19 protein-coding genes are annotated in these 20,162 nt (G+C 43.0%); 10 read left to right on the top strand and 9 right to left on the bottom strand.

Features of this window, described 5'->3' with window-relative positions:
* The 3 genes from M2137_RS04985 to M2137_RS04975 are packed head-to-tail and all read right to left on the bottom strand — an operon-like array spanning window position 1 to window position 2,897.
* Window positions 1-603 carry a metallophosphatase domain-containing protein gene (locus M2137_RS04985; protein WP_280765366.1) on the bottom strand — a complete coding sequence of 201 codons (603 nt, stop codon included), beginning with the start codon at window positions 601-603 and terminating at the stop codon, window positions 1-3.
* 3 nt (window positions 604-606) lie between these two features.
* Entirely contained in the window at window positions 607-1,899 is a 1,293-nt protein-coding gene (locus tag M2137_RS04980) for an MBL fold metallo-hydrolase (RefSeq protein ID WP_280765365.1), read from the bottom strand.
* A complete protein-coding gene (locus M2137_RS04975) occupies window positions 1,896-2,897 on the bottom strand; it encodes a hypothetical protein (RefSeq protein ID WP_280765364.1) in 1,002 nt (333 codons plus the stop codon). The genes M2137_RS04980 and M2137_RS04975 overlap by 4 nt, the downstream gene beginning before the upstream one ends.
* A gap of 147 nt (window positions 2,898-3,044) precedes the next feature.
* Here M2137_RS04975 and M2137_RS04970 point away from each other — a divergent pair, with 147 nt between their 5' ends.
* Window positions 3,045-3,962, top strand: a complete 918-nt coding sequence (locus tag M2137_RS04970) for an IS4 family transposase (RefSeq protein ID WP_280765363.1) — start codon at window positions 3,045-3,047, stop codon at window positions 3,960-3,962.
* A 2-nt stretch (window positions 3,963-3,964) separates the two neighbouring features.
* Window positions 3,965-4,279: a transposase gene (locus tag M2137_RS04965; protein WP_280765362.1), complete on the top strand. Its 315-nt coding sequence runs from the start codon at window positions 3,965-3,967 to the stop codon at window positions 4,277-4,279.
* Between the two features lie 82 nt (window positions 4,280-4,361).
* On the opposite strand, the gene M2137_RS04960 is transcribed toward M2137_RS04965, so the two are convergent.
* From M2137_RS04960 to M2137_RS04935, 6 genes are all read right to left on the bottom strand, one after another.
* Complete coding sequence (locus M2137_RS04960; RefSeq protein ID WP_280765361.1) at window positions 4,362-4,802, bottom strand: RHS repeat-associated core domain-containing protein; 441 nt, start codon at window positions 4,800-4,802, stop codon at window positions 4,362-4,364.
* 856 nt (window positions 4,803-5,658) lie between these two features.
* Window positions 5,659-7,161 (bottom strand): WG repeat-containing protein, encoded by a 1,503-nt coding sequence (locus M2137_RS04955; RefSeq protein ID WP_280765360.1) that lies wholly within the window; start codon window positions 7,159-7,161, stop codon window positions 5,659-5,661.
* A 12-nt stretch (window positions 7,162-7,173) separates the two neighbouring features.
* Window positions 7,174-8,592: a WG repeat-containing protein gene (locus tag M2137_RS04950; RefSeq protein ID WP_280765359.1), complete on the bottom strand. Its 1,419-nt coding sequence runs from the start codon at window positions 8,590-8,592 to the stop codon at window positions 7,174-7,176.
* A gap of 18 nt (window positions 8,593-8,610) precedes the next feature.
* Window positions 8,611-9,123 (bottom strand): DUF4252 domain-containing protein, encoded by a 513-nt coding sequence (locus M2137_RS04945; protein WP_280765358.1) that lies wholly within the window; start codon window positions 9,121-9,123, stop codon window positions 8,611-8,613.
* A gap of 4 nt (window positions 9,124-9,127) precedes the next feature.
* Window positions 9,128-9,652 (bottom strand): hypothetical protein, encoded by a 525-nt coding sequence (locus tag M2137_RS04940; protein WP_280765357.1) that lies wholly within the window; start codon window positions 9,650-9,652, stop codon window positions 9,128-9,130.
* Window positions 9,642-10,157, bottom strand: coding sequence for an RNA polymerase sigma factor (locus M2137_RS04935; RefSeq protein WP_280765356.1), 516 nt, complete (start codon window positions 10,155-10,157; stop codon window positions 9,642-9,644). The genes M2137_RS04940 and M2137_RS04935 overlap by 11 nt, the downstream gene beginning before the upstream one ends.
* 180 nt (window positions 10,158-10,337) lie before the next feature.
* Between M2137_RS04935 and thrS the strand changes: the two genes are divergently transcribed.
* The 8 genes from thrS (at window position 10,338) to porV (ending at window position 20,131) form a co-directional block, all read left to right on the top strand.
* Window positions 10,338-12,305: a threonine--tRNA ligase gene (gene thrS, locus M2137_RS04930; protein WP_280765355.1), complete on the top strand. Its 1,968-nt coding sequence runs from the start codon at window positions 10,338-10,340 to the stop codon at window positions 12,303-12,305.
* Between the two features lie 24 nt (window positions 12,306-12,329).
* A complete protein-coding gene (infC, locus tag M2137_RS04925) occupies window positions 12,330-12,965 on the top strand; it encodes a translation initiation factor IF-3 (protein WP_280765354.1) in 636 nt (211 codons plus the stop codon).
* Between the two features lie 55 nt (window positions 12,966-13,020).
* Window positions 13,021-13,218 carry a 50S ribosomal protein L35 gene (gene rpmI, locus M2137_RS04920; protein ID WP_280765353.1) on the top strand — a complete coding sequence of 66 codons (198 nt, stop codon included), beginning with the start codon at window positions 13,021-13,023 and terminating at the stop codon, window positions 13,216-13,218.
* 107 nt (window positions 13,219-13,325) lie between these two features.
* Window positions 13,326-13,670: a 50S ribosomal protein L20 gene (gene rplT / locus M2137_RS04915; protein WP_280765352.1), complete on the top strand. Its 345-nt coding sequence runs from the start codon at window positions 13,326-13,328 to the stop codon at window positions 13,668-13,670.
* Between the two features lie 492 nt (window positions 13,671-14,162).
* Window positions 14,163-14,813, top strand: coding sequence for a redox-sensing transcriptional repressor Rex (locus tag M2137_RS04910; protein ID WP_280765496.1), 651 nt, complete (start codon window positions 14,163-14,165; stop codon window positions 14,811-14,813).
* A 4-nt stretch (window positions 14,814-14,817) separates the two neighbouring features.
* Complete coding sequence (locus tag M2137_RS04905; RefSeq protein WP_280765351.1) at window positions 14,818-15,432, top strand: fumarylacetoacetate hydrolase family protein; 615 nt, start codon at window positions 14,818-14,820, stop codon at window positions 15,430-15,432.
* A gap of 8 nt (window positions 15,433-15,440) precedes the next feature.
* Entirely contained in the window at window positions 15,441-18,845 is a 3,405-nt protein-coding gene (porU, locus tag M2137_RS04900) for a type IX secretion system sortase PorU (RefSeq protein ID WP_280765350.1), read from the top strand.
* Window positions 18,846-18,931: 86 nt separating this feature from the next.
* Window positions 18,932-20,131 carry a type IX secretion system outer membrane channel protein PorV gene (gene porV, locus M2137_RS04895; protein WP_280765349.1) on the top strand — a complete coding sequence of 400 codons (1,200 nt, stop codon included), beginning with the start codon at window positions 18,932-18,934 and terminating at the stop codon, window positions 20,129-20,131.
* The last annotated feature ends 31 nt before the right edge of the window (window positions 20,132-20,162 follow it).

Genomic DNA, 20,162 nt, shown 5'->3' with positions numbered 1-20,162 from the left:
TCAGTTTACTTGCATTTCCAACAAGACTGGTTTGTTCGATATTTCGTAATACTCGTTAAGTATTGCTGCATTTATAAACGAGGTCTTATTACTTTTTTCAAATCCATAAGCATCGTGAATATGTCCAAAAAGGTGATATCTCGGCTGCGTTTTTAATACCATTTGCAATAAATTGCGGTCGCCATAGTTTGTATTTACAGAAGAGTCCAATATGCAATAAGGCGGTTGATGAGTTATAAGAATATCAATATCAATCGGTATGTTCTGTATATTTTTATCATAATCGCCAGCTATTATGTCTTCCATAAATAGAGGTACGCCATAAAACTTTATTCCTTCAATTGTAACTCCTGAATTGCACAAATAGAAACAGTTGTCGGGCAATCCGTTGATGTTTGTACCAAACAAGCAATGATCGTGATTGCCGGCAATAAAGATTTTGTATTTATATGGCAAGCTACCAAACCACTCTATAAAATCCATAACTTCTTCTTCCGAACCAGAGAATGACACGTCTCCCGAATGAATGATTATGTCGGCAGGGGGTAAATCTCTTAGCAAGTGGTGTTTATTGTGCGTGTCGGAGAGGTGGAGAATAGTCATTGGTTATTGTTTTTGAGGATTACATTCAAGAATTTCGCCATCTCTCAACGGGATAATAGTTTGTTCTGAAAATAATTCTTGAAATTTTTCAGGAGCTTCTGTGTGAATTGGAATAATTCCTTCTTTCGGAGTAACCGTTTCAAAAACCACTTTTAGAGTTTCTATATTAGTATGCCCACTTGTGTGTTTATATTCGAGTTTGTACGATTGTAAAAAATCGGATAGAGACTTATTAGACGCAGGCAATTTGTTGTCTAGATATCCCTTCCACATCGAATAGTATACCTTTGTTTTTGGCGATGGAGCATATTCATCTAAAAGTGGCTTGAATGTTTCGTTTGCCCGGATGAGCATACAAAAACCATGATCTTCTAAATAGGGTTTCAACTTTCCTTTAAAAGAATATTGTCTTTTCCCTCTACGGTCTAAGTCGATAAAACGTCCTGCCGGGTTTGTGTCTTGATCATAATCTATATTGTAAAACGAGGTGTATTGCTTATGATTTTCAGAAACTATCTTCATTATTTTCGCCTGATAAGTATCACAGACAAAACAACGTTCGGCATTTTTTGCCGCATGGTACAATGCGAATATCCGATCAATATTGGTGGATGAAACTAATACGAAGTTATATTTTTTTTCTCTGAATAGAGTTTCAAACTCTTTTTGTAGATCTTGTTCCGATTGTATAGCAGCCTTTGGACGTTGAACATTGGATCCTTCGGATATGATATAATCAATATTCTTAGCAAATCTTTTCAGCATCGGAAGAAGACCTTTACTTCTAAAACCATGTCCACGGAAATCGCCGGTGTGTAATACTCGTTTTCCATCCGCTTCAACGATAAACATATAGGCATCAAAGGCTGAATGGTCAACAAATAAAGGAGTAATAGTAATCTTCCCAATCGTTACTTGTTGTAGAGCTTCAAAGGCATTGATTGTCTTAATACGCTCTACAATTCTCTTATGCTTTTCCGCTTCGTTTGAGTCTTTTATATAAGATAATCTGTTTTCAAGACATTTATATATTTCAATAGCTGTTTTCCCTACGAATATGGGTAAATCAGCAATTGCTTCGTCAATTTTTCCAATATGGTCTCCATGATAGTGAGTTATAAATAATGCACTTTTAGAAACATCACCACAAGTCAATCCATCAATTGGTTGTGTTTTTTCTATTTTTGCTCCCGGCAACTGCTCTCCAAAGTCGATAAACACTTTGTACCCATTGCTCTCTATTTCAGTTATACAACCTCCGATCTGGGATGTTCCTCGATGAATAGTGATTTTCATTTCTTTCGCATTGTATTTACCAAAGAGCCAGAAAAGCCCTTTATATCATTCGCTTCTATCTTAATAAATAGCGTATGTAACTCTAATGTGATATGTTCGTCAATATCAATCGTTTGATTTTCAAAACTACATTTTTGATTTTCTTTAAATGGCATAGCTGCAACAACATTAAGTGTCATTTTTTCTAGTCTTTTACTTTTAAATCCAAATAAGCTATACCACTTTTCTCCAGACTCCGAATAGAGTAACTTCCCGAGAAAGATAGCATAAGCAATGGCTTGTTTAATTACTTTTTCAGGTGGTTCATTATTTTTATTTTCATCTTTCAATTCAATTACTGACAATCGTCCATTATTTTTATTTACTCCATCCATTGTTATCCGAGCTAATATATCAATCCCTCCCCCTTTAGGCTGATAGCTAATATCATTTTTACTCGCGGATAATGGTGTAGGCATTTGAAAGAAGTTTTTTAACAGTTTGACAGGCTGAATATAGCACAACTTTTTATCAACAGATTTCTTCTTTGAAAACTCAACTAAAAGTTCATTTTCTAAAGCGTGTTCCGGACTCTTACTCCCCTTTTTAGCTAATAATTCAGTCGTAAAATGCTTTCTAAACATCTTCCCCTCTGGAGAGTTCCATTTGTGGTCATCTGTGGATAATACCGGGGAACCAAAATACATTTCATTGTTTTGCTGCTTATCTTTAGTAGTAAAGAAAACATCATCTTTTCGAACTTTTATAGTTCCTACGCTTTGACCACCGAATCGAAGATCATAATCACATGTACTACTTTTAGCTTTCGAAACATTTGTGTAAACATATAAAGGCTTGGCAACTCTAAATCGCTTTCTACATTCGTTATATTTTGTTCCTTTTTTATCTTCCTTTAATTGTGTTGCATACTCTTTATAGCGAGTAATCCATTCAGTATTCTCTGAAAGCTTTTTCTGCACTTCTACAATTACATTATCTATTTCCGTTTTAGTTCTCATTCTTTTTATTATTTATACATGGTAAGTTCTAATATTTCCTTTCACTAGTGTCCGACTAAAATTTTCGATTTAAAAAGAAAGGGCTACTTCCATTGCGGTTTCACCCTTTATAGGTAATTTGGTTTTACCACAAACTGTAGTTACCTTATGAGCAAAAATAGTGAAATAAATTTTGTCGGACAGCCGATTTTGAAACAAATCGTAGATTTATTAAGCGTAATAGATCTGAAAGGGATAATAGCTAAGCATAAATCGGATCGCTACTATAAGCAGTATAGCTCTTACACGCATCTGATAACGATGTTATTCGGTATCCTTTCCCGCTGTGATTCGACGCACGAGATCTGTGAAGGGATGCGGGGAATGCGTGGCAAGCTTAATCATTTGGGGTTGAAAAGTTCTCCTGCCAAGAGTACCGCCTGTGATGGTAACCGCAATAGGGATCGCTCTTTTTTTGAGTCTGTCTATTTTGCTTTGGTCAGTCATTACCAAAGTTTTTTGTCGGACAGCCGAACCTACGGATTGACTTTTAAGGAGGTTCTATTGGTTGATTCTACCACCATTCGTTTGTTCAGTGACATTATGAAAGGAGTTGGTCGGGATCCTAAAGGAGATGGGAAGGAGAAAGGAGGCTTAAAGGTTCATATGCTTATAGATGCTGTCCAGAATGTGGGAAAGTTTATCAAAGTCACGGGAGCTAAAGTGAACGATCAGAAGTTTCTAAAAGAGCTGAAGCCCGAGCCTTATAGTATGCTTGTCTTTGATAAGGGCTATAATGACTACGTTCAATTTGCCCGTTGGACAGAGAAGAGCGTCTATTTTGTTACCCGTCAGAAAAGTAATGCCCTTTACAGGGTGATTGCCACCCTTCGGGAACATAACAGACGAAAAGGAAAAGCAAAGGTTCTTAGAGAAGAACTGATTGAATTGGAATATAAAGAGATAAATGCAGAAGGCGAGACTGAGGTGAAAACTGTCATTCTTCGTCGTGTGTGTTTCCAGGATGAAATGGAACGAAATTATGTCTTTCTGACCAATACGGTAGGCATAGAAGCAGAGAAGTAGCCTTGCTTTACAAGAAACGCTGGACGATCGAGCTATTGTTCAAGAAAATGAAGCAGAACTTCCAACTGCATTATTTCTATGGTGAAAACGAAAATGCGATACGCATACAGATATGGTGCACTTTGATCGTGCAATTGTTCCTAACTGTCCTTCAGCGGAAGGCAGGAACAAAGAAGGCTTTCTCTATTGTTGCTACCTTGGTGCGGATACATCTGATTAGTCTGTTGGATGTGTATGAATTACTAAGAGCAACAAAGAGAAGTATTGAGAAGAAAGTGAAATCCCCACCCAAAGGACAGTTATTAATACAATGGTAGTCCTAATGGAGGGGAGGTTAGTTTTATAAATCGGCAAAACCAATACTGTATATCAGTTGGTTATGCCACAAAACATATCCGATTAGAATTTACTCGGACAGTAGTGATAATTAATCTGTAATCCATCACTATATTGACTATATTCTGCCCCAATATTTCGATAGCTCTGATTATTAGTGGTAACTGACACAGCATTTCCTTCTTGCCAAAAAGTAGCTCCAGACTCATCATGTCTGTACCAATCCCTACCGTCTGGGTCAATGCGAATTATGGGGTTGTTCCCACAATACGCATACGGCGAAATGGAGTAATATTTCTCCGCCAGCGGATCCATGGTCATAAACCTGCCTAAGGCCGGGTCGTAGAAGCGGGCATCGTAATCGTACAGGTTTAAGCCATGTTTATTATCATACTCCTTACCGGTGTATTTGTAAGGCTGGAGCTCAAGAGATTGACCTTCGCCATAACTCATGCCGAAAGGATACGTATTTGTCCACTGTACCTTTGATGCCGAACCGTTCATCACCACTCGATTACTACCTAAATGATCCTTCGCGTAATAATGATACACATTGTTCGCAATATAACCATTTTCCGTCAAGGCATGGGTCAGGGTTCAATCAACTGGCAATAAATATATGTAATAATAAATGAATAGGCAAATAAAAACAGGATTTAGTAGTGGTTGGTGCTTAGCGATTAGTGGGGGATTCAGATATTGTAATAATTGAAGGAGATGGGAAATAGGAGAAAGGGATATTCAAATATTGTAATATGTGAAGGTTATAGAAATCACTATCCAAGGCTCCCCTTCTTAGAAAAGAAGGGGGTGGACCATCGCTTGCGATGGTGGGGTAGTTTGATGTATTTAAAATCACACATTTGTTCTGTTTTGTGTATTTGTGACTATCAAAGAAATAGGAAAAACATTTATAAAGAATTCAAATTACCCCACCGCTGCAAGCAGCGGTCCCCCCCTTCTTTTCTAAGAAGGGGAGCTTTTAGATACTGATCTGATATACCTTGTATCTTCAACTTCTCTCCGATCTGAAGATCTTTCCGTTCATTTTCGCACGCCAACCTCCGAAATGTTAAAAACTCAATTGTAAGCAAAACGGCCATTTTGCTTACAATCCCATACGTTAAAAAGTGTTTCTCCCGGGAGTTTGTCTCCGAAGTCCCGCTTTTTTGCGCGCAAAGTCGGGCGGAAATTACAAATCGTAAATTGGGGGTTTCGTTGGAAATGGTGAAATTAACTTTTGTTTACACTTTGAAAAACACCGTAACTATTCAGCCAAAATTGATTCAGCCAAAAATGATGTTGACTTTCGGTATTGTACAAAGCAGAAATGATGAAAACACAATGAAAATATACGGTTTTATCTCTTTTTCAATGTATAAATAGAGGTGGAATCATTGGGTTTCACTAATTCCAGCTTTGTGTCGCTTATTGCATTGATTTCGCTGTATGCCGGTTTGATCAGTATATCGCCTCTTTTATTGGCGAGTCCTATCTTTTCGTCCAGTTCAATCAGGATATATTCATCGGGTAATTCATCAAACGAGCTAATATCATCGTATTTGGCGGATAAGATTATTTTTCCTTTCAGGTTAGCCAACCCGTATTTCTCTTTCTTCTCCAACAGAATAAACTCTTCGGACAGATAGTCGAAACTGTCTATATCGTCATACTCCGCGGGGATGACGAGTTCGCCGTATTTGTTAGCCAACCCGTATTTCTCTTTCTTCTCCAACAGGATAAATTCTTCGGACAGATAGTCGAAACTGTCTATATCGTCATACTCCGCGGGGATAACCAGTTTGCCGTTTATATTTGCCAATCCATATTTCTCATTCTTTTCCAAGAGGATAAACTCTTCGGACAGATAGTCGAAACTGTTTATATCATCATATTCCGCCGGTATAACAATAATCCCATTTTTATCAGCCAGCCCATATTTATCTCTCTTCTCCAACAGGATAAATTCTTCGGATAGTTCATCGAAACTGTCTATGTTGTCGTATTCAACAGGTATAACGATTTTCCCGGAGTTGTCAGCCAGGCCGTATTTGTCCTTTTGTTCCAGCAATATAAATTCTTCAGAAAGCGCATCGAACACATCTATATCATCGTACTCATAGGGAAGGATTAAGTTTAATTGTTTGTCGACTAAGCCGAGTTTATCATTTATAATCAATGGGGTAAATTCTTCCGAAATATTTTCAATTCGCTCAGGACTGGGAATGAAAAAAGAACCATCTTTGATCTTGATGCCTGTTTTTTCTCCATTGTATAAAAGCACATTGTCGAATGAATCGAATTGCCATGCGATGCCTGAGTCTTCAGCAATAACCTCAGATAGTTTTTCGTCGTTCACTTTAACCTGATCCATTATAGCCTTCCATTGATCCGGTTTAATGGGTTTCTTAAAATCTATGCTTACGATAAACTTCATATCTTCCATGTCCATGTCCAATACCAATTCTTTAATATTGGATTTTTGCATTTTTGCCAGTGCCTTGAAATACAATTCGTCTTGTTCGACAGTCAGAAGTTCTTCATATCCTTTAGCCAGCTTGTCTAAATTCGCTTTCTCCTCCATCTCTGTTTCTGAGAAAAGCGGATCGATGAAGAAGGATAGTTCTTTTGTGTTTTTTAGAAAATCCAGATATCCCGCTGATTCTTCATTGTATGAGTGCTTGAGCTCCTGCCGGATAGAGTCAATCATGTGTTTTATCCCTTTTTCATTTATGGTTTCCGTTAGAACGAACTCCTTATCTGTTTTACGCATTTTCTGGTATTGCTTTACGTAATTATCTCCTTTGACCAGCGTGGTGGCAAGGAATAGGAATAGGATTGTTGTCTGAATTATTCTTTTCATGATAGGATGTTTTTAAAGATTTAATATGGAAATAGTTCCATCCGAATTGATGAGTTGCAGTTGTTTGTCGTTGATCTTGTTTATTGCTCTGTATTCCGTTTTCAATATCTCTTTACCTTTTGCATCGATCAGGCCAACTTTGCCTGAAGCGATGACCTGGTAATATGCTTTATTTGAAACCTTGAATATGGCAATGGCTTTATAAACAGGAGGAATAAATGTTTTCCATTTGGCATCCATTAATCCTGTTTTTCCGTTTTGAACTATCTGGTAATAATTCTGATCTATACCCTTAAAGATGGCGATAGCACTATAAACAGATGGGATAACAGTTTCCCCATTGGAATCCAACAATCCGATTTTGCCATTCTCAATTACCTGGTAATACCTTTTCTGGTTGATGCCCTTGAATGTATTAATGGCGTTATACATAGTTGGAAGAAATGTTTTCCCGTCGGAATCCAACAATCCGATTTTTCCATTTTCGATTACCTGATAATAGTTCTCCTGGTTGATGCCCTTGAATGTATTAATGGCGTTATACATAGTTGGAAGAAATGTTTTCCCGTCGGAATCCAACAATCCGATTTTCCCATTCTCGATTACCTCGTAATACCTTTTCTGGTTGATGCCCTTGAATGTATTAATGGCGTTATACATAGTTGGGATAAATGTTTTTCCGGCGGAATCCAACAATCCGATTTTCCCATTTTGAATCACTTGGTAATACTTTTGTTCTATCCCCCGGAATATAGCAATCGCTGAATATTTGGGAGATATGAATATGTTTCCTTCTTGTGTCAACAGGCCTATTTTTCCATTTTTAATGACTTGTAGATATTCTTTGTCGACACCCCGGAATGGAGAAATATGGGAGTACTCTGTTCGGATCACCTGAGGGATATCTTCCGGTTGTTCCGTTGAAGCGTAGGAGTCTTTTAAGGCATATTGATCCTTGTATTGGGGATCGACCAGTACCTTTCCGGAGGCATTGACAAGTCCGAACAATCCGTCCTTTTTGACAATGATGGCCAGGCTCATCCGGTCGGAATAGAAGATCTCTTCATAGACGACATCCAGTATGCGCTGTCCCGAATCATCCACTAATCCTTTCAGGCTGTCTTTTTCGACAATCAGCCAGTTATTGTCGGCATAAATGGACCGTGACTGCGGTTTGGCAAAAAGTCCTTCGTCTGTTAATACATAGTCCCAGAAATCATGAGCCGGCAATGGGTAGATAGAGGTGTACTCCGGATTGATTATCACTTCTCCTTTTCCGTTTTTTGCGCCTAACAGGCCGTTTTTAATAAAAAGCACGTAGGTATCCGGCGTATGTTGGTTCCGGGAAGGTTTCACGAAATTTTCGATTGTTTTTTGTGCTTGTAGCTGGCAGGTGGCCAAAAACAGTATAAATAGAATATATGGTTTCATTGTGTCTGTATTTATTGGTTACTTTCCCGTTTTCTCTTTATCGCTTACCTTTTCCAGGTGTTTCATCCCTTCCATATTCAACCCGGACGAGAGTTTGGATAATAGTTTCAGATCGATCTTTCCCAGGATATTAAATAATGTATAGGCTCCTCCCTGTTCGACACACATAATAAACTCGGTTATCTCCCCCTGCTTCTCACGGGTGAACATCCGGATATATTGTGCTCCGTCGGAAAAGGTCATCAGTTCGTCATACGCTCCCCAGTTCTTTTCCAAGGTATTCTTTTCATTCACCTGCAGGGTGAGCCCCTCTACGATATTTATCTTATCAATGTTTTTTACAAGTTCTTTGAACTCTTCATCGCTCTCATCATTCACCAGGGAGGCAAATTGCAGCATTTTGCCTGAGATGCTTATCTTCGCCACCTCTTTTTTCGACCCACTGATATCTTTCAGGAAATCGTTGACGAAGTCCTGCGCGTATATTTGCGTCGATAATGCCAATAGGCAACTGATTAGTAGTAGTCTCATGATCTTATTGGGTATTAATATTTACATAATCATTGATGACATCTATTTTACACAGGTTCTTTTGCGTCATCTCTTCCGCTTCGTTTATCTTCTCCGATGTGAAATAGAGCATTTCTTTCACTTTCTCCAAGGCTTGTTGCGCTTCGGTATAGGTCATCTCATTTTCATTTATTACAAACTCTTCTTTTGTTGGAAGACTGAAATATAGAATCAACATGGCGGCAACGGAGACGGCAGCGAATAAGAGGGAACGCAGAGGGGTTATCTTATATCTGCGAGCCGATCCGGTCGCTTCTGTCATTGTATTTTCTTCCGATTCGATAGCTGCCAATATCCGGGAATCGAAATCGTCACTTAATTTAGTCGATGTTATGCCGTATGTGCCTGCAAACCATTTCCGGTGTTGTTCCAGTGCTTCCGGCAGGTCTGTGTGCGTGGAAAAGAAACGTTTCAATTCGCGCTCTTCTTCTATGGAAGTATCTCCACACCAATACCTGTCCAACAAGTTTTCTATTCTGTTATAGTCCATATTGTTCGATCTTTAGATATATTTCTTTGATTTTCTGTCTGGCACGGAAGAGGTTGGTCTTCACCTGGCTTTCCGTCAGATTCATTTGTTGTGCTATTTCCTGATAAGATAACTCTTCGACTTCCCGTAAGCGGATAAGCTCCTGTTGTCGTTCGGGCAACATCCGTATTGCCGACCAGACCAGCGTCTTTTCATCTGTCTTTTCCAACCTTTCCAAAGGATGTAATGATTCAGAAGCCAGGTAATTGGCGAGCGTCATATCCACCCTGTTCCCTTGTGAATTCGCTTGCCTGATCTTGTCGACAGCCATGTTTCGGGTCAAAACCATACTGTATACCTCTATGTTTTCAATATGAGGCCATTCGGTTCTTTTGTCCCACAAACGCATCATAACATCCTGGACGACATCTTCTGCTTCAGTCTCCGATTCTGTTATATAAAGCGCCTTTCTAAATAACTTCTGCTTTAGTGGTAAGATGGTATTTATAAAATATTCTTTCTCCATTTACAAATAAAGGACGGGTGAAACAATCTAAAGTTTCATATGGTTTTATCTTTTTCCAAAATAAGAAGCTGTTTTACAAATATAAGTGAAAGGGTTAAGAATAAAAACTTTCAGTATTCAACTATTTATATTCAACCAAAAAATACTACCTTTGCCGATTATTTAGAAAACAAGATTTATATGATAAAGGTTACTTTTCCGGACGGATCCGTAAGAGAATTTGCAAAAGGGACTACTGCGTTGCAGATCGCAGAAAGCATCAGTTCCCGTTTAGCCCAGGAGGTATTGGCAGCCAGCGTAAATGGTGAAACATGGGACCTGACACGTCCTATCGAGGAAGACTCCACCGTGAGACTACTGAAATGGGAAGACGACGAGGCCAAACATGCTTACTGGCATTCGAGCGCTCACCTGATGGCGGAAGCGTTGCAGGAGCTCTATCCGGGGATTAAGTTCGGTATCGGCCCGGCGATTGAAAACGGATTCTATTACGACGTGGATCCGGGAGAAGGCATGACCATCAAAGAGGGCGACTTCCCCACTATCGAAGCCAAGATGGCTGAACTGATCGCCCGCAAAGAAGAGATCAAACGCAGTGATATCGCTAAAACCGACGCCATGAAGATGTTTGGCGACCGGGGCGAAACCTATAAAACAGAATTGATCGGCGAACTGGAAGACGGTACGATCACCACCTATACACAAGGTGCTTTTACGGATCTTTGCCGGGGACCGCACCTTCCGAACACCTCGTATATCAAAGCAGCTAAAATACTGAATGTAGCCGGTGCCTATTGGCGGGGCGACGAAAAGCGCAAGCAGTTGGTACGTCTCTACGGTATCACCTTCCCCAAGAAGAAGATGCTCGACGAATACTTAGTATTATTGGAAGAGGCTAAAAAACGCGACCACCGCAAGATCGGACGAGAACTGGAATTGTTTGCCTTCTCGCAGAATGTGGGTGCCGGGCTTCCTTTGTGGTTGCCTCGCGGAACACAGTTGCGCCTGAAACTGGAAGACTTCCTGAAACGCATTCAGAAGAAATATGGCTACCAGCAGGTGATGACGCCGCATATCGGCGGGAAGAACCTATATATGACCTCCGGCCACTACGAAAAATATGGCAAGGACTCATTCCAGCCGATCCACACCCCGCAGGAAGGGGAAGAGTTTCTGTTGAAACCGATGAACTGTCCGCACCATTGCGAAATATTCAAGCTCACGCCGCACTCTTACAAAGACCTGCCTATCCGTTACGCGGAATTCGGAACGGTCTATCGCTACGAGCAGAGCGGTGAGTTGCACGGGCTGACCCGCGTACGTGGTTTCACCCAGGACGATGCCCACCTGTTCTGTCGCCCGGATCAGTTGAAAGATGAGTTCTTGAAAGTAATGGATATCATTTCCATTATCTTCAAAGCACTCGACTTTGAAAACTTCGAGGCACAGATCTCACTGCGCGACCCGAATAACACAGAAAAATATATCGGCTCGGACGAGAACTGGGAAAAGGCGGAACGCGCCATTATTGAAGCCTGCGAAGAAAAAGGACTGCCGGCACGCGTGGAACTGGGCGAAGCTGCCTTCTACGGACCGAAGCTCGACTTTATGGTGAAAGACGCCTTGGGACGCCGTTGGCAATTGGGGACTATCCAGGTAGACTATAACCTGCCCGAACGCTTCGAACTGGAATATACCGGTGAAGATAATAAGAAACACCGTCCGGTTATGATCCACCGCGCTCCGTTCGGATCGATGGAACGTTTCGTAGCGGTATTGATCGAGCATACGGGTGGTAAATTCCCGTTATGGCTGACACCCGACCAGGTGGCGATCCTGCCGATCAGCGAGAAGTTCAACGACTACGCCTGGGAGATTGCCCGCGAATTGGAAGAGTCGGATATCCGCGTGGTCGTAGACGATCGCAACGAAAAGGTAGGCCGCAAAATCCGTGATAATGAGCTGAAAAGGATCCCTTATATGCTGATTGTCGGAGAGAAAGAAATGGAAAATCGCGAGGTTTCTGTAAGAAAACAGGGCGAAGGTGATAAAGGTTCGATGAAAATTACTACATTTGCAGCGCTTTTGACTGAAGAAGTAGAAGAAATGATGAATCGCTGGCAAAGGTCGACTGCTATAAACAACTAATAACGAGGAGAATAAAACTTTTTAATGAGGAGAGAAATTCCCAGGAGAGAAAGTCCGAAAGACCAGTACAAGATCAACGAGCGCATTCGTGCCCGTGAAGTACGTTTGGTAGGTGACAATGTGGAGCAAGGAGTATATCCGATCTTTCAGGCGCTGAAAATGGCGGAAGAGCGTGAGCTTGACCTTGTGGAAATATCACCGAATGCTGTGCCCCCCGTTTGTAAGATCATTGATTACCAGAAGTTTCTTTATCAACAAAAGAAGAAACAGAAGGAACAGAAAGCGAAATCGGTCAAGGTGATTGTAAAAGAGATCCGTTTCGGACCGCAGACCGACGATCATGACTACAACTTCAAACTGAAACATGCCAAAGGATTCCTTCAGGAGGGAGCCAAGGTAAAGGCATACGTTTTTTTCAAGGGACGGTCGATCCTGTTTAAAGAGCAGGGAGAAGTATTATTGCTTCGTTTCGCCAACGACCTGGAAGAATTCGGTAAAGTGGAACAGTTGCCTGTATTGGAAGGAAAGCGCATGATCATCATGCTTTCGCCGAAGAAAGCTGCTGCTGCACCTGCTGCTGCCAAGCCAAAAGTGATCAAGAAACCGTCTGAGGAAAGCCCCAAAGAAGAAAACGGCGACAACGAGGCGGAAAAAGAATAAAACAAAAAGATCCACAGTGGATCTTTACTATAAACATTAAATAAATAAAAGCAAAATGCCTAAGATGAAGACTATCTCCGGTGCCAAAAAGAGGTTCGCCCTTACCGGAACAGGAAAAATCAAAAGAAAACACGCTTTCAAAAGTCATATTCTGACCAAGAAGACGAAAAAACAAAAGAGAAACCTGACCCATATCGGTGTGGTTGCTCCGGCGGATGTAAACAACGTGAAGCAAATGCTTTGCCTGAAGTAATCTTCCAAAAAGCGAGTTTAGAAAAAAGATTTTTATTAACCGAATGCATTAGCCTGAAAGACCATCCTTGAAAAGATGGCGCTAACATTCAAAAACAGATTAGAATTATGCCTAGATCAGTGAATCATGTTGCTTCAAGAGCAAAAAGAAAACGGATTTTAAAGCTTACCAGGGGTTACTATGGCGCACGTAAAAACGTATGGACCGTAGCAAAAAACACTTGGGAAAAGGGATTAACCTACGCATTCCGTGACCGTCGTAACAAGAAACGTTCATTCCGCGCACTGTGGATCCAACGTATCAACGCGGCTGCACGTCAGGAAGGAATGTCTTACTCCCGTTTGATGGGCGCATTACATGCCAATGGGATCGAAATCAACCGCAAAGTGTTGGCCGACCTGGCAGTAAACCACCCGGAAGCATTCAAAGCAATTGTGGATAAAGTAAAGTAAATGTCATAACTTTATGAAACCCGAAGGAGTCTCTTTTAAACAAAGAGGCTCCTTTTTCTGTTATATAACAAAGAAATTGACCGACGAATATTTGGTAGTGTCGCTACCATTATGTATATTTGTCTTAAGAAAAAAACAAGAGGAGTTAAGCCGCACTTTTTCGATTGGGAAACTCATCAAGTTTATTTCAATTCCGAGACATCGCTCTCGTTGCCAATGGCGGGCCGCGCCCTTCGGGGTATGCTTAGCACAGCGGATTACAAAGGCGACGAAGCACTCAAATCCTGTCATACGGAGTTTGTTCATATCCATGAGTGCGGCTTTCTTTATACAAAGAGGTGTTCCGAAAGGAATGCCTCTTTTGCTTTCGGGGCTGATCTTTTTCGGAGGCTTGTCGAAGAAAACCTATTTCGAGCCATGCATAAACCAGCTGAAATATGTACCTTTGTTCATTATAAGCATTTTAGAAAAAAGACATACCAACAGACAATGATAGATAATAATGGCTTAAAACAAGTCTGGAAAGTGCCTGAGCCCACGCTTCGTAGGCTACCTTGGTATTTGGCTTTTGTGAAACTCCTCAAGGGAAGAGGGGAGACTTTTGTTTCTTCTACCCAAATAGCAAAAGAGATCAGCGTCGATGCCAGTCAGGTGGCCAAAGATCTTTCATACGTAAAACTCTCAGGAAAAACGCGGGTGGGTTACGAAATCCAGTCATTAATAGATGTTTTAGAAGACTTCCTGGGCTTTACGGCTCAACACAAAGCCTGCATTTTCGGCGTCGGAAGCCTGGGGGGAGCCCTATTGCACGACTCGGGATTGAAACAATACGGTGTGGAAATCGTGGCAGGCTTCGACAGCAAAGAGGAAATGGCGGGACGGATCACCAACGGCATCCCGGTGTATCATATCCGTGAGTTCATGGAAAAACAAAAGACGCTGAATGCCACCATCGCTATTCTCACCGTCCCGGTCGAGAATGCCCAGGAGATTACCGACCAGGTGATAGCCGGAGGCATCAAAGCGATTTGGAACTTTACCCCCTTCCGCATACGCGTCCCGGAACATATCGTGGTACAAAACACCTCCATGTACGCCCATTTAGCGGTGATGTACAACCGATTAAACTCGCTCAATCAATAGACTTATGAAAATTATTGCGGTCGGAATGAATTATGCTTCTCACAATAAAGAGATGCATCATTCGTTAGAATTAGCAGAGCCCACAATCTTTATGAAAGCGGATTCGTCGTTGCTCAAAGATGGAAAACCGTTCTTTATTCCCGATTTTTCATCGCAGGTAGAGTACGAAACGGAGCTGGTCGTCAGGATCAACAGGCTCGGTAAGAATATCGCCGAACGCTTTGCGTCCCGCTATTACGACAAAGTAACGGTAGGAATCGATTTTACGGCACGCGACCTGCAACGTGATTTTCGCGCCAAAGGGCTGCCGTGGGAATTGAGTAAGGCTTTCGATCATTCGGCTGTTATCGGGGAGTTCGTTCCTCTTTCAGAGGCAGGAGATATCAATAACCTCTCCTTCCACCTGGAGATAAACGGGAATACCGTGCAATCGGGCAACACCTCGGATATGCTTTTTAAGGTAGACCGGCTGATTGCATACGTGAGTCGTTTTATGACACTGAAGATAGGCGATTTGCTTTATACGGGAACTCCGGCAGGTGTCGGTTCGGTACGAATAGATGATCATCTGACCGGATGGCTTGGCGACAAGAAATTGTTGGATTTCCATGTGAAATAAATTTATTGATGAAGCGTACGTTATACATAGCTATCCTTTTGTGTGTTGCCGGACTATTTGCCCGGGCAGCAGCGACAGATTATGCTCCTGTTTCCAAATTGAATGAAGGGAAATGGGTAAAGATCGAGATCGAAGAGACGGGTATATGCAAACTCACCTACGACGATCTGAAGAAAATGGGATTCAGTGCCCCCGAAAAGGTGGGTGTGTATGGCTATGGCGGCTGGCCTTTGCAGGAAGATTTCACCAAACCCTGGCACGACGACCTGCCGGCCGTACCGGTTTGGCGGGGAAACAGCTTCATTCTTTTCTACGGACGGGGCGTGACACGATGGGAATACAGCACAAAAAATAGACAATTTGAGCATACCAACAACCCCTACTCTACCAAAGGATATTACTTCCTGAGCGACGTTTCCGAACCGAAGGAGATGGAAACCGATCCTGGGAAAGCGAACAATACAGGGAGAGTTATAGAAACATTCGATGATTATTCTGTGCATGAGCGCGATCTGGTGTCTGTGAACCAGTCGGGTCGTGAGCTGTTCGGCGAATCTCTGCGCGGAACAAGCCGCACCATCGACTTCTCCATCCCGGGTATCACCCACGACGAGGCGAAAGTGACGATGCGCGCTATTGCCCGCACAAACAAAGAAACGGGTGTTTACACGATGGTAGTCAACGGAAATACAACGTTTTCTGCCGAAATAGGTTCCGATAGCAGCACCTACACAAGAGCAGTAGAAGGAATAATCAACGACACCTGGGAAGGAGACAAAACGGAAAAGATCAAAGTAGAAGTCTCCTACGATCACTCGAGCCACGAGAACTGCCACCTGGATTATATCCGTCTGCAGGTGAAGCGACTATTACAGCCTTACGGCGCATACACTTTGTTTCGCAGTCTGGAGTCAGTCGGAATGGATTCCCGTTTTATGATCCAGGGAGCTGATGCCAACTCGCTGGTATTCGACGTAACAGACCCGGCCGATGTAAAATTGATGCAGACATCCCTCAACGGTTCCGAGCTCTCGTTTGCCATCGAAAGCGGCTCTTTGCGCGAATTCGCACTGGTGCAAACGAACAACAACGGATTTATCGTCCCGCAAAAAACAGGAGATGTGGCCAATCAAAACCTGCATAGCCTGGCAGATACCGAAATGATTATTATCACCCTCCCCTTCCTCCGCGAACAGGCAGAGCGTCTGGCCGACGCGCATAGAGCAAATGGTCTCTCGGTTGAAGTGGTGATTGCCCAGGATATCTACAACGAATTTTCAAGTGGAACACCCGATGCCAGCGCCTATCGCCGATTGATGAAAATGCTTTATGACCAGGCAACTGAAGATAAAAAGCCTAAATACCTATTGCTCTTCGGAGATGGGATATACGACAACCGGGGCATTGTGGCAGAGGTAAAGAGCGCTTTCCCTGCGGAAGAGATACACAATCGCCTATTGCTCACCTATCAATCCATAAACTCCCTCGATATCAACTCGTATGTAACGGATGATTATTTCGGCATCCTCCAGGATCAGGAGGCCATAATCTCTTCCATAGACGACTCGCTTACCTACTGGAAAATGGATATCGGCATCGGACGTTTGCCGGTTCGCACGCAATCGGAAGCCTATTATGCCGTGGAAAAGATCATCAACTACATGAATAATAAAGAGACCGGTATCTGGAAAAACAGTATCGCTTTAGTAGCAGATGATGGGAATGTGTCCGACGGATTCACTACGCGCCACCTGGTGCAAACAGAAAGTATTGCCACACACATGGAAAGCTACCGGCCGGAATTCCACTTAAACAAGCTCTATTTTGATGCCTATAAGAAAGACAAAGCCTCCTCCCCGGCGACCTATCCGGAGGTGCGTAAGCGTCTATTGGATCTGTTTAAGACGGGGTTACTGGCGGTCAACTACGTTGGCCACGGAGACACCCAGGCATGGAGCGATGAAAAAATACTGATCGAATCGGATATCAATACCGCCAGCTACAAACATTTGCCCTTATGGGTCACAGCTACCTGCGACTTCACCCGATTCGATGCGGTCGCCACCTCGGCCGGCGAACAGGTATTCCTGAACCGTACCAGCGGTGGTATCGGGCTATTCACCACCACGCGCGTTGTCTTGTCCCGGGAAAATGGCCCTCTCAACAAAGCATTATTCGAAAATCTTTTCCCAAAAGGAGACAAGCAAAAGCTCGCTTTAGGCGAAGTTATGCGATTGACAAAAAACAGCCTCAACGACAGAAACCGCCTCAACTTCATCCTGATCGGCGACCCGGCCATGAAATTGTCCTATCCGGATCTGTCCATGAAAATAACAACGATAAACGGCAACCCTGTCGGCAACGAACCGGAGACACTACGTGCCTATGACCAGGTCGTGATCGAAGGGGAGATCGTTGACTACGACAACCAACCCGTTACCGACTTCCAAGGATCTGCCTATTTCACCTTCTTCGACAGTAAAGCGAATAGGGTAACGCTGAACAATAACAATTCAAATTTCGACACAAGGGAATTTACGGAATACGCTAATATACTCCACACAGGAAATGCTCAGGTAGAGAACGGACGTTTCCGTTTCTCTTTCCAATTGACCGATAAGATCTCCTACTCCAATGATTTTGGGAAAATGAACTTATACGCTTTGGACGAAACAACCGGCACCGAGGCCAACGGCAACTTCTCCTACTTCAAGCTGGGCGGCACCAATCCCAATAAACCGGAAGACAACGAGGGTCCGGAGATCCGTTCGCTTTATCTGAACGACTCCACTTTCGTAAGCGGAGACAAGGTAAATCCCGCTCCCCTGTTCGTGGCCAATGTGTGGGATCAAAGCGGTATCAATGTAAGCAACAATACCGTTGGGCAGGATATCATGCTGATTATCGATGGTAATTCTTCCCTGAGTTATTCATTGAATAACTACTTCGAAAACATTTCCGGCCATGAAGGAGAGGTGCGGATCGTATTCCCTATCCCCGAATTATCGGAAGGAGAACACACCGCCGAGTTTATGATATGGGATATCCATAGCAACTCCACACGCGATACGATCACATTCATCGTAGAAAAAGGATTGAAACCCGATCTGATCGAAATAAACGCGACTCCCAACCCGGCACGCGAACGCGTCGAGTTCCGCCTTGACCACAACCGCCCGGAGACGCTGATGACCGTATCGCTCTATGTATACGACACCGCTGGTCGCCTGCGCTGGCAACATCAGGAACAAGGTTCTTCGGAACTGTTCAAGTCCTATGTCGTGAGTTGGGATATGGTGGGCAACGACGGCGCACGGCTTCGTCCCGGTGTCTACATCTACAAAGCAGCCATCCAAACCAATTACTCCAAAGAGGCGACAAAAGGCAATAAATTAATTGTACTCGGACAATAAAGCTGCCATAAAACAGTTATTATAGTACGTTTAGCACCCGGTGTTAGATCTAACTGTCGGCTAACATATCAACAAATAAGTTATATATGATGAAAATTTCTCGCATAGGTATTGGTTTGATGATCATTCTTCTGACTATTCCGTTCGTCTATCTTCAAGCCGAAGGAGATGATATTAAAACAAAGTTTGCTCCTGTCTATACAGCTATACCCTCCCTTTCCATTGCTCCCGATGCCCGTGGTGGCGCTTTGGGTGATAACGGGGTGGCGACCACTCCGGATATCAACTCGCAATACTGGAATCCGGCTAAATATGCTTTCAATTACAGCAAAGCCGGGGTATCCCTTTCGTATACCCCCTGGTTGCGCAAGCTGGTAAACGACGTTGGTCTGGCTTATCTTTCCGGCTTCTATAAGATCGGCGACAGCGACCTGCAGGCAATCGGTGGTTCTATCCGCTATTTCTCATTGGGTGAGGTAAACGATACACAGGGAGAGATCGGTGGTATACCGGCGATTATCAATCCGTATGAAATGGCTGTCGACGTGAGCTACAGCCGTATGCTGTCTGAGTCCTACTCCATGGCCGTTGCTTTGCGCTATATCCGTTCCGACATGAACGCGCAATCAACCGACGACATGTCGCCCGCCAATGGTTTCGCTGCCGACGTTTCCGGTTACCTGGAGAAATATGTGATGCTGGGATACAGCGAAAGCCTTTGGAGTTTCGGGTTTAACATCTCGAACATCGGTACGAAAATCACCTACGACGGAGGGCATACCAATAAATTCCTTCCTGCCAAATTGCAGATCGGTACCGGGCTGCTCTATCCTTTGGACGACTTCAATACGATCGGATTCTATGTAGACCTGAGCAAATACCTCGTACCCTCGATGCCTATCCTGTCCGGTAACCCCAGCCAGGAAGAGATCGAACAGTACGACAAAGACAAGGTCGAATATGAAAATATGGGATCGATCAAAGGGGTATTCAAATCGTTCCATGACTCCCCCCAGGGATTCAGTGGCGAGATGAAAGAGGTCATGGCTTCGTTCGGGGTGGAATATGGATACAACGACCAGTTCTTCCTACGGGGAGGTTATTACTATGAAAACGAAAACATGGGTAACCGTCAATACTTCTCCCTGGGAGCCGGATTCAAGATGAGCGTTTTCCAATTGGATGCTGCCTACCTGATCAGTACCGTTCCCAGCAACCCGCTCGACCAAACATTGCGTTTCTCCCTCTCCTTCGATATGGACGGATTACGGAATCTGTTTCGTTAATGGTTAATTATTAATGATTAATTGTTAATTG

The organism is Parabacteroides sp. PFB2-10 (genome assembly GCF_029893085.1).
GTDB lineage: Bacteria > Bacteroidota > Bacteroidia > Bacteroidales > Tannerellaceae > QVMG01.
This window is presented reverse-complemented; position numbering and strand designations above follow the sequence as displayed.

Bases quoted from the DNA above. Each gene is read 5' to 3' on its own strand.
- M2137_RS04985 (WP_280765366.1), bottom strand. From the start codon at position 603: ATGACTATTCTCCACCTCTCCGACACGCACAATAAACACCACTTGCTA.
- M2137_RS04980 (WP_280765365.1), bottom strand. From the start codon at position 1,899: ATGAAAATCACTATTCATCGAGGAACATCCCAGATCGGAGGTTGTATA.
- M2137_RS04975 (WP_280765364.1), bottom strand. From the start codon at position 2,897: ATGAGAACTAAAACGGAAATAGATAATGTAATTGTAGAAGTGCAGAAA.
- M2137_RS04970 (WP_280765363.1), top strand. From the start codon at position 3,045: ATGAGCAAAAATAGTGAAATAAATTTTGTCGGACAGCCGATTTTGAAA.
- M2137_RS04960 (WP_280765361.1), bottom strand. From the start codon at position 4,802: ATGAACGGTTCGGCATCAAAGGTACAGTGGACAAATACGTATCCTTTC.
- M2137_RS04955 (WP_280765360.1), bottom strand. From the start codon at position 7,161: ATGAAAAGAATAATTCAGACAACAATCCTATTCCTATTCCTTGCCACC.
- M2137_RS04950 (WP_280765359.1), bottom strand. From the start codon at position 8,592: ATGAAACCATATATTCTATTTATACTGTTTTTGGCCACCTGCCAGCTA.
- M2137_RS04945 (WP_280765358.1), bottom strand. From the start codon at position 9,123: ATGAGACTACTACTAATCAGTTGCCTATTGGCATTATCGACGCAAATA.
- M2137_RS04940 (WP_280765357.1), bottom strand. From the start codon at position 9,652: ATGGACTATAACAGAATAGAAAACTTGTTGGACAGGTATTGGTGTGGA.
- M2137_RS04935 (WP_280765356.1), bottom strand. From the start codon at position 10,157: ATGGAGAAAGAATATTTTATAAATACCATCTTACCACTAAAGCAGAAG.
- thrS (WP_280765355.1), top strand. From the start codon at position 10,338: ATGATAAAGGTTACTTTTCCGGACGGATCCGTAAGAGAATTTGCAAAA.
- infC (WP_280765354.1), top strand. From the start codon at position 12,330: ATGAGGAGAGAAATTCCCAGGAGAGAAAGTCCGAAAGACCAGTACAAG.
- rpmI (WP_280765353.1), top strand. From the start codon at position 13,021: ATGCCTAAGATGAAGACTATCTCCGGTGCCAAAAAGAGGTTCGCCCTT.
- rplT (WP_280765352.1), top strand. From the start codon at position 13,326: ATGCCTAGATCAGTGAATCATGTTGCTTCAAGAGCAAAAAGAAAACGG.
- M2137_RS04905 (WP_280765351.1), top strand. From the start codon at position 14,818: ATGAAAATTATTGCGGTCGGAATGAATTATGCTTCTCACAATAAAGAG.
- porU (WP_280765350.1), top strand. From the start codon at position 15,441: ATGAAGCGTACGTTATACATAGCTATCCTTTTGTGTGTTGCCGGACTA.
- porV (WP_280765349.1), top strand. From the start codon at position 18,932: ATGATGAAAATTTCTCGCATAGGTATTGGTTTGATGATCATTCTTCTG.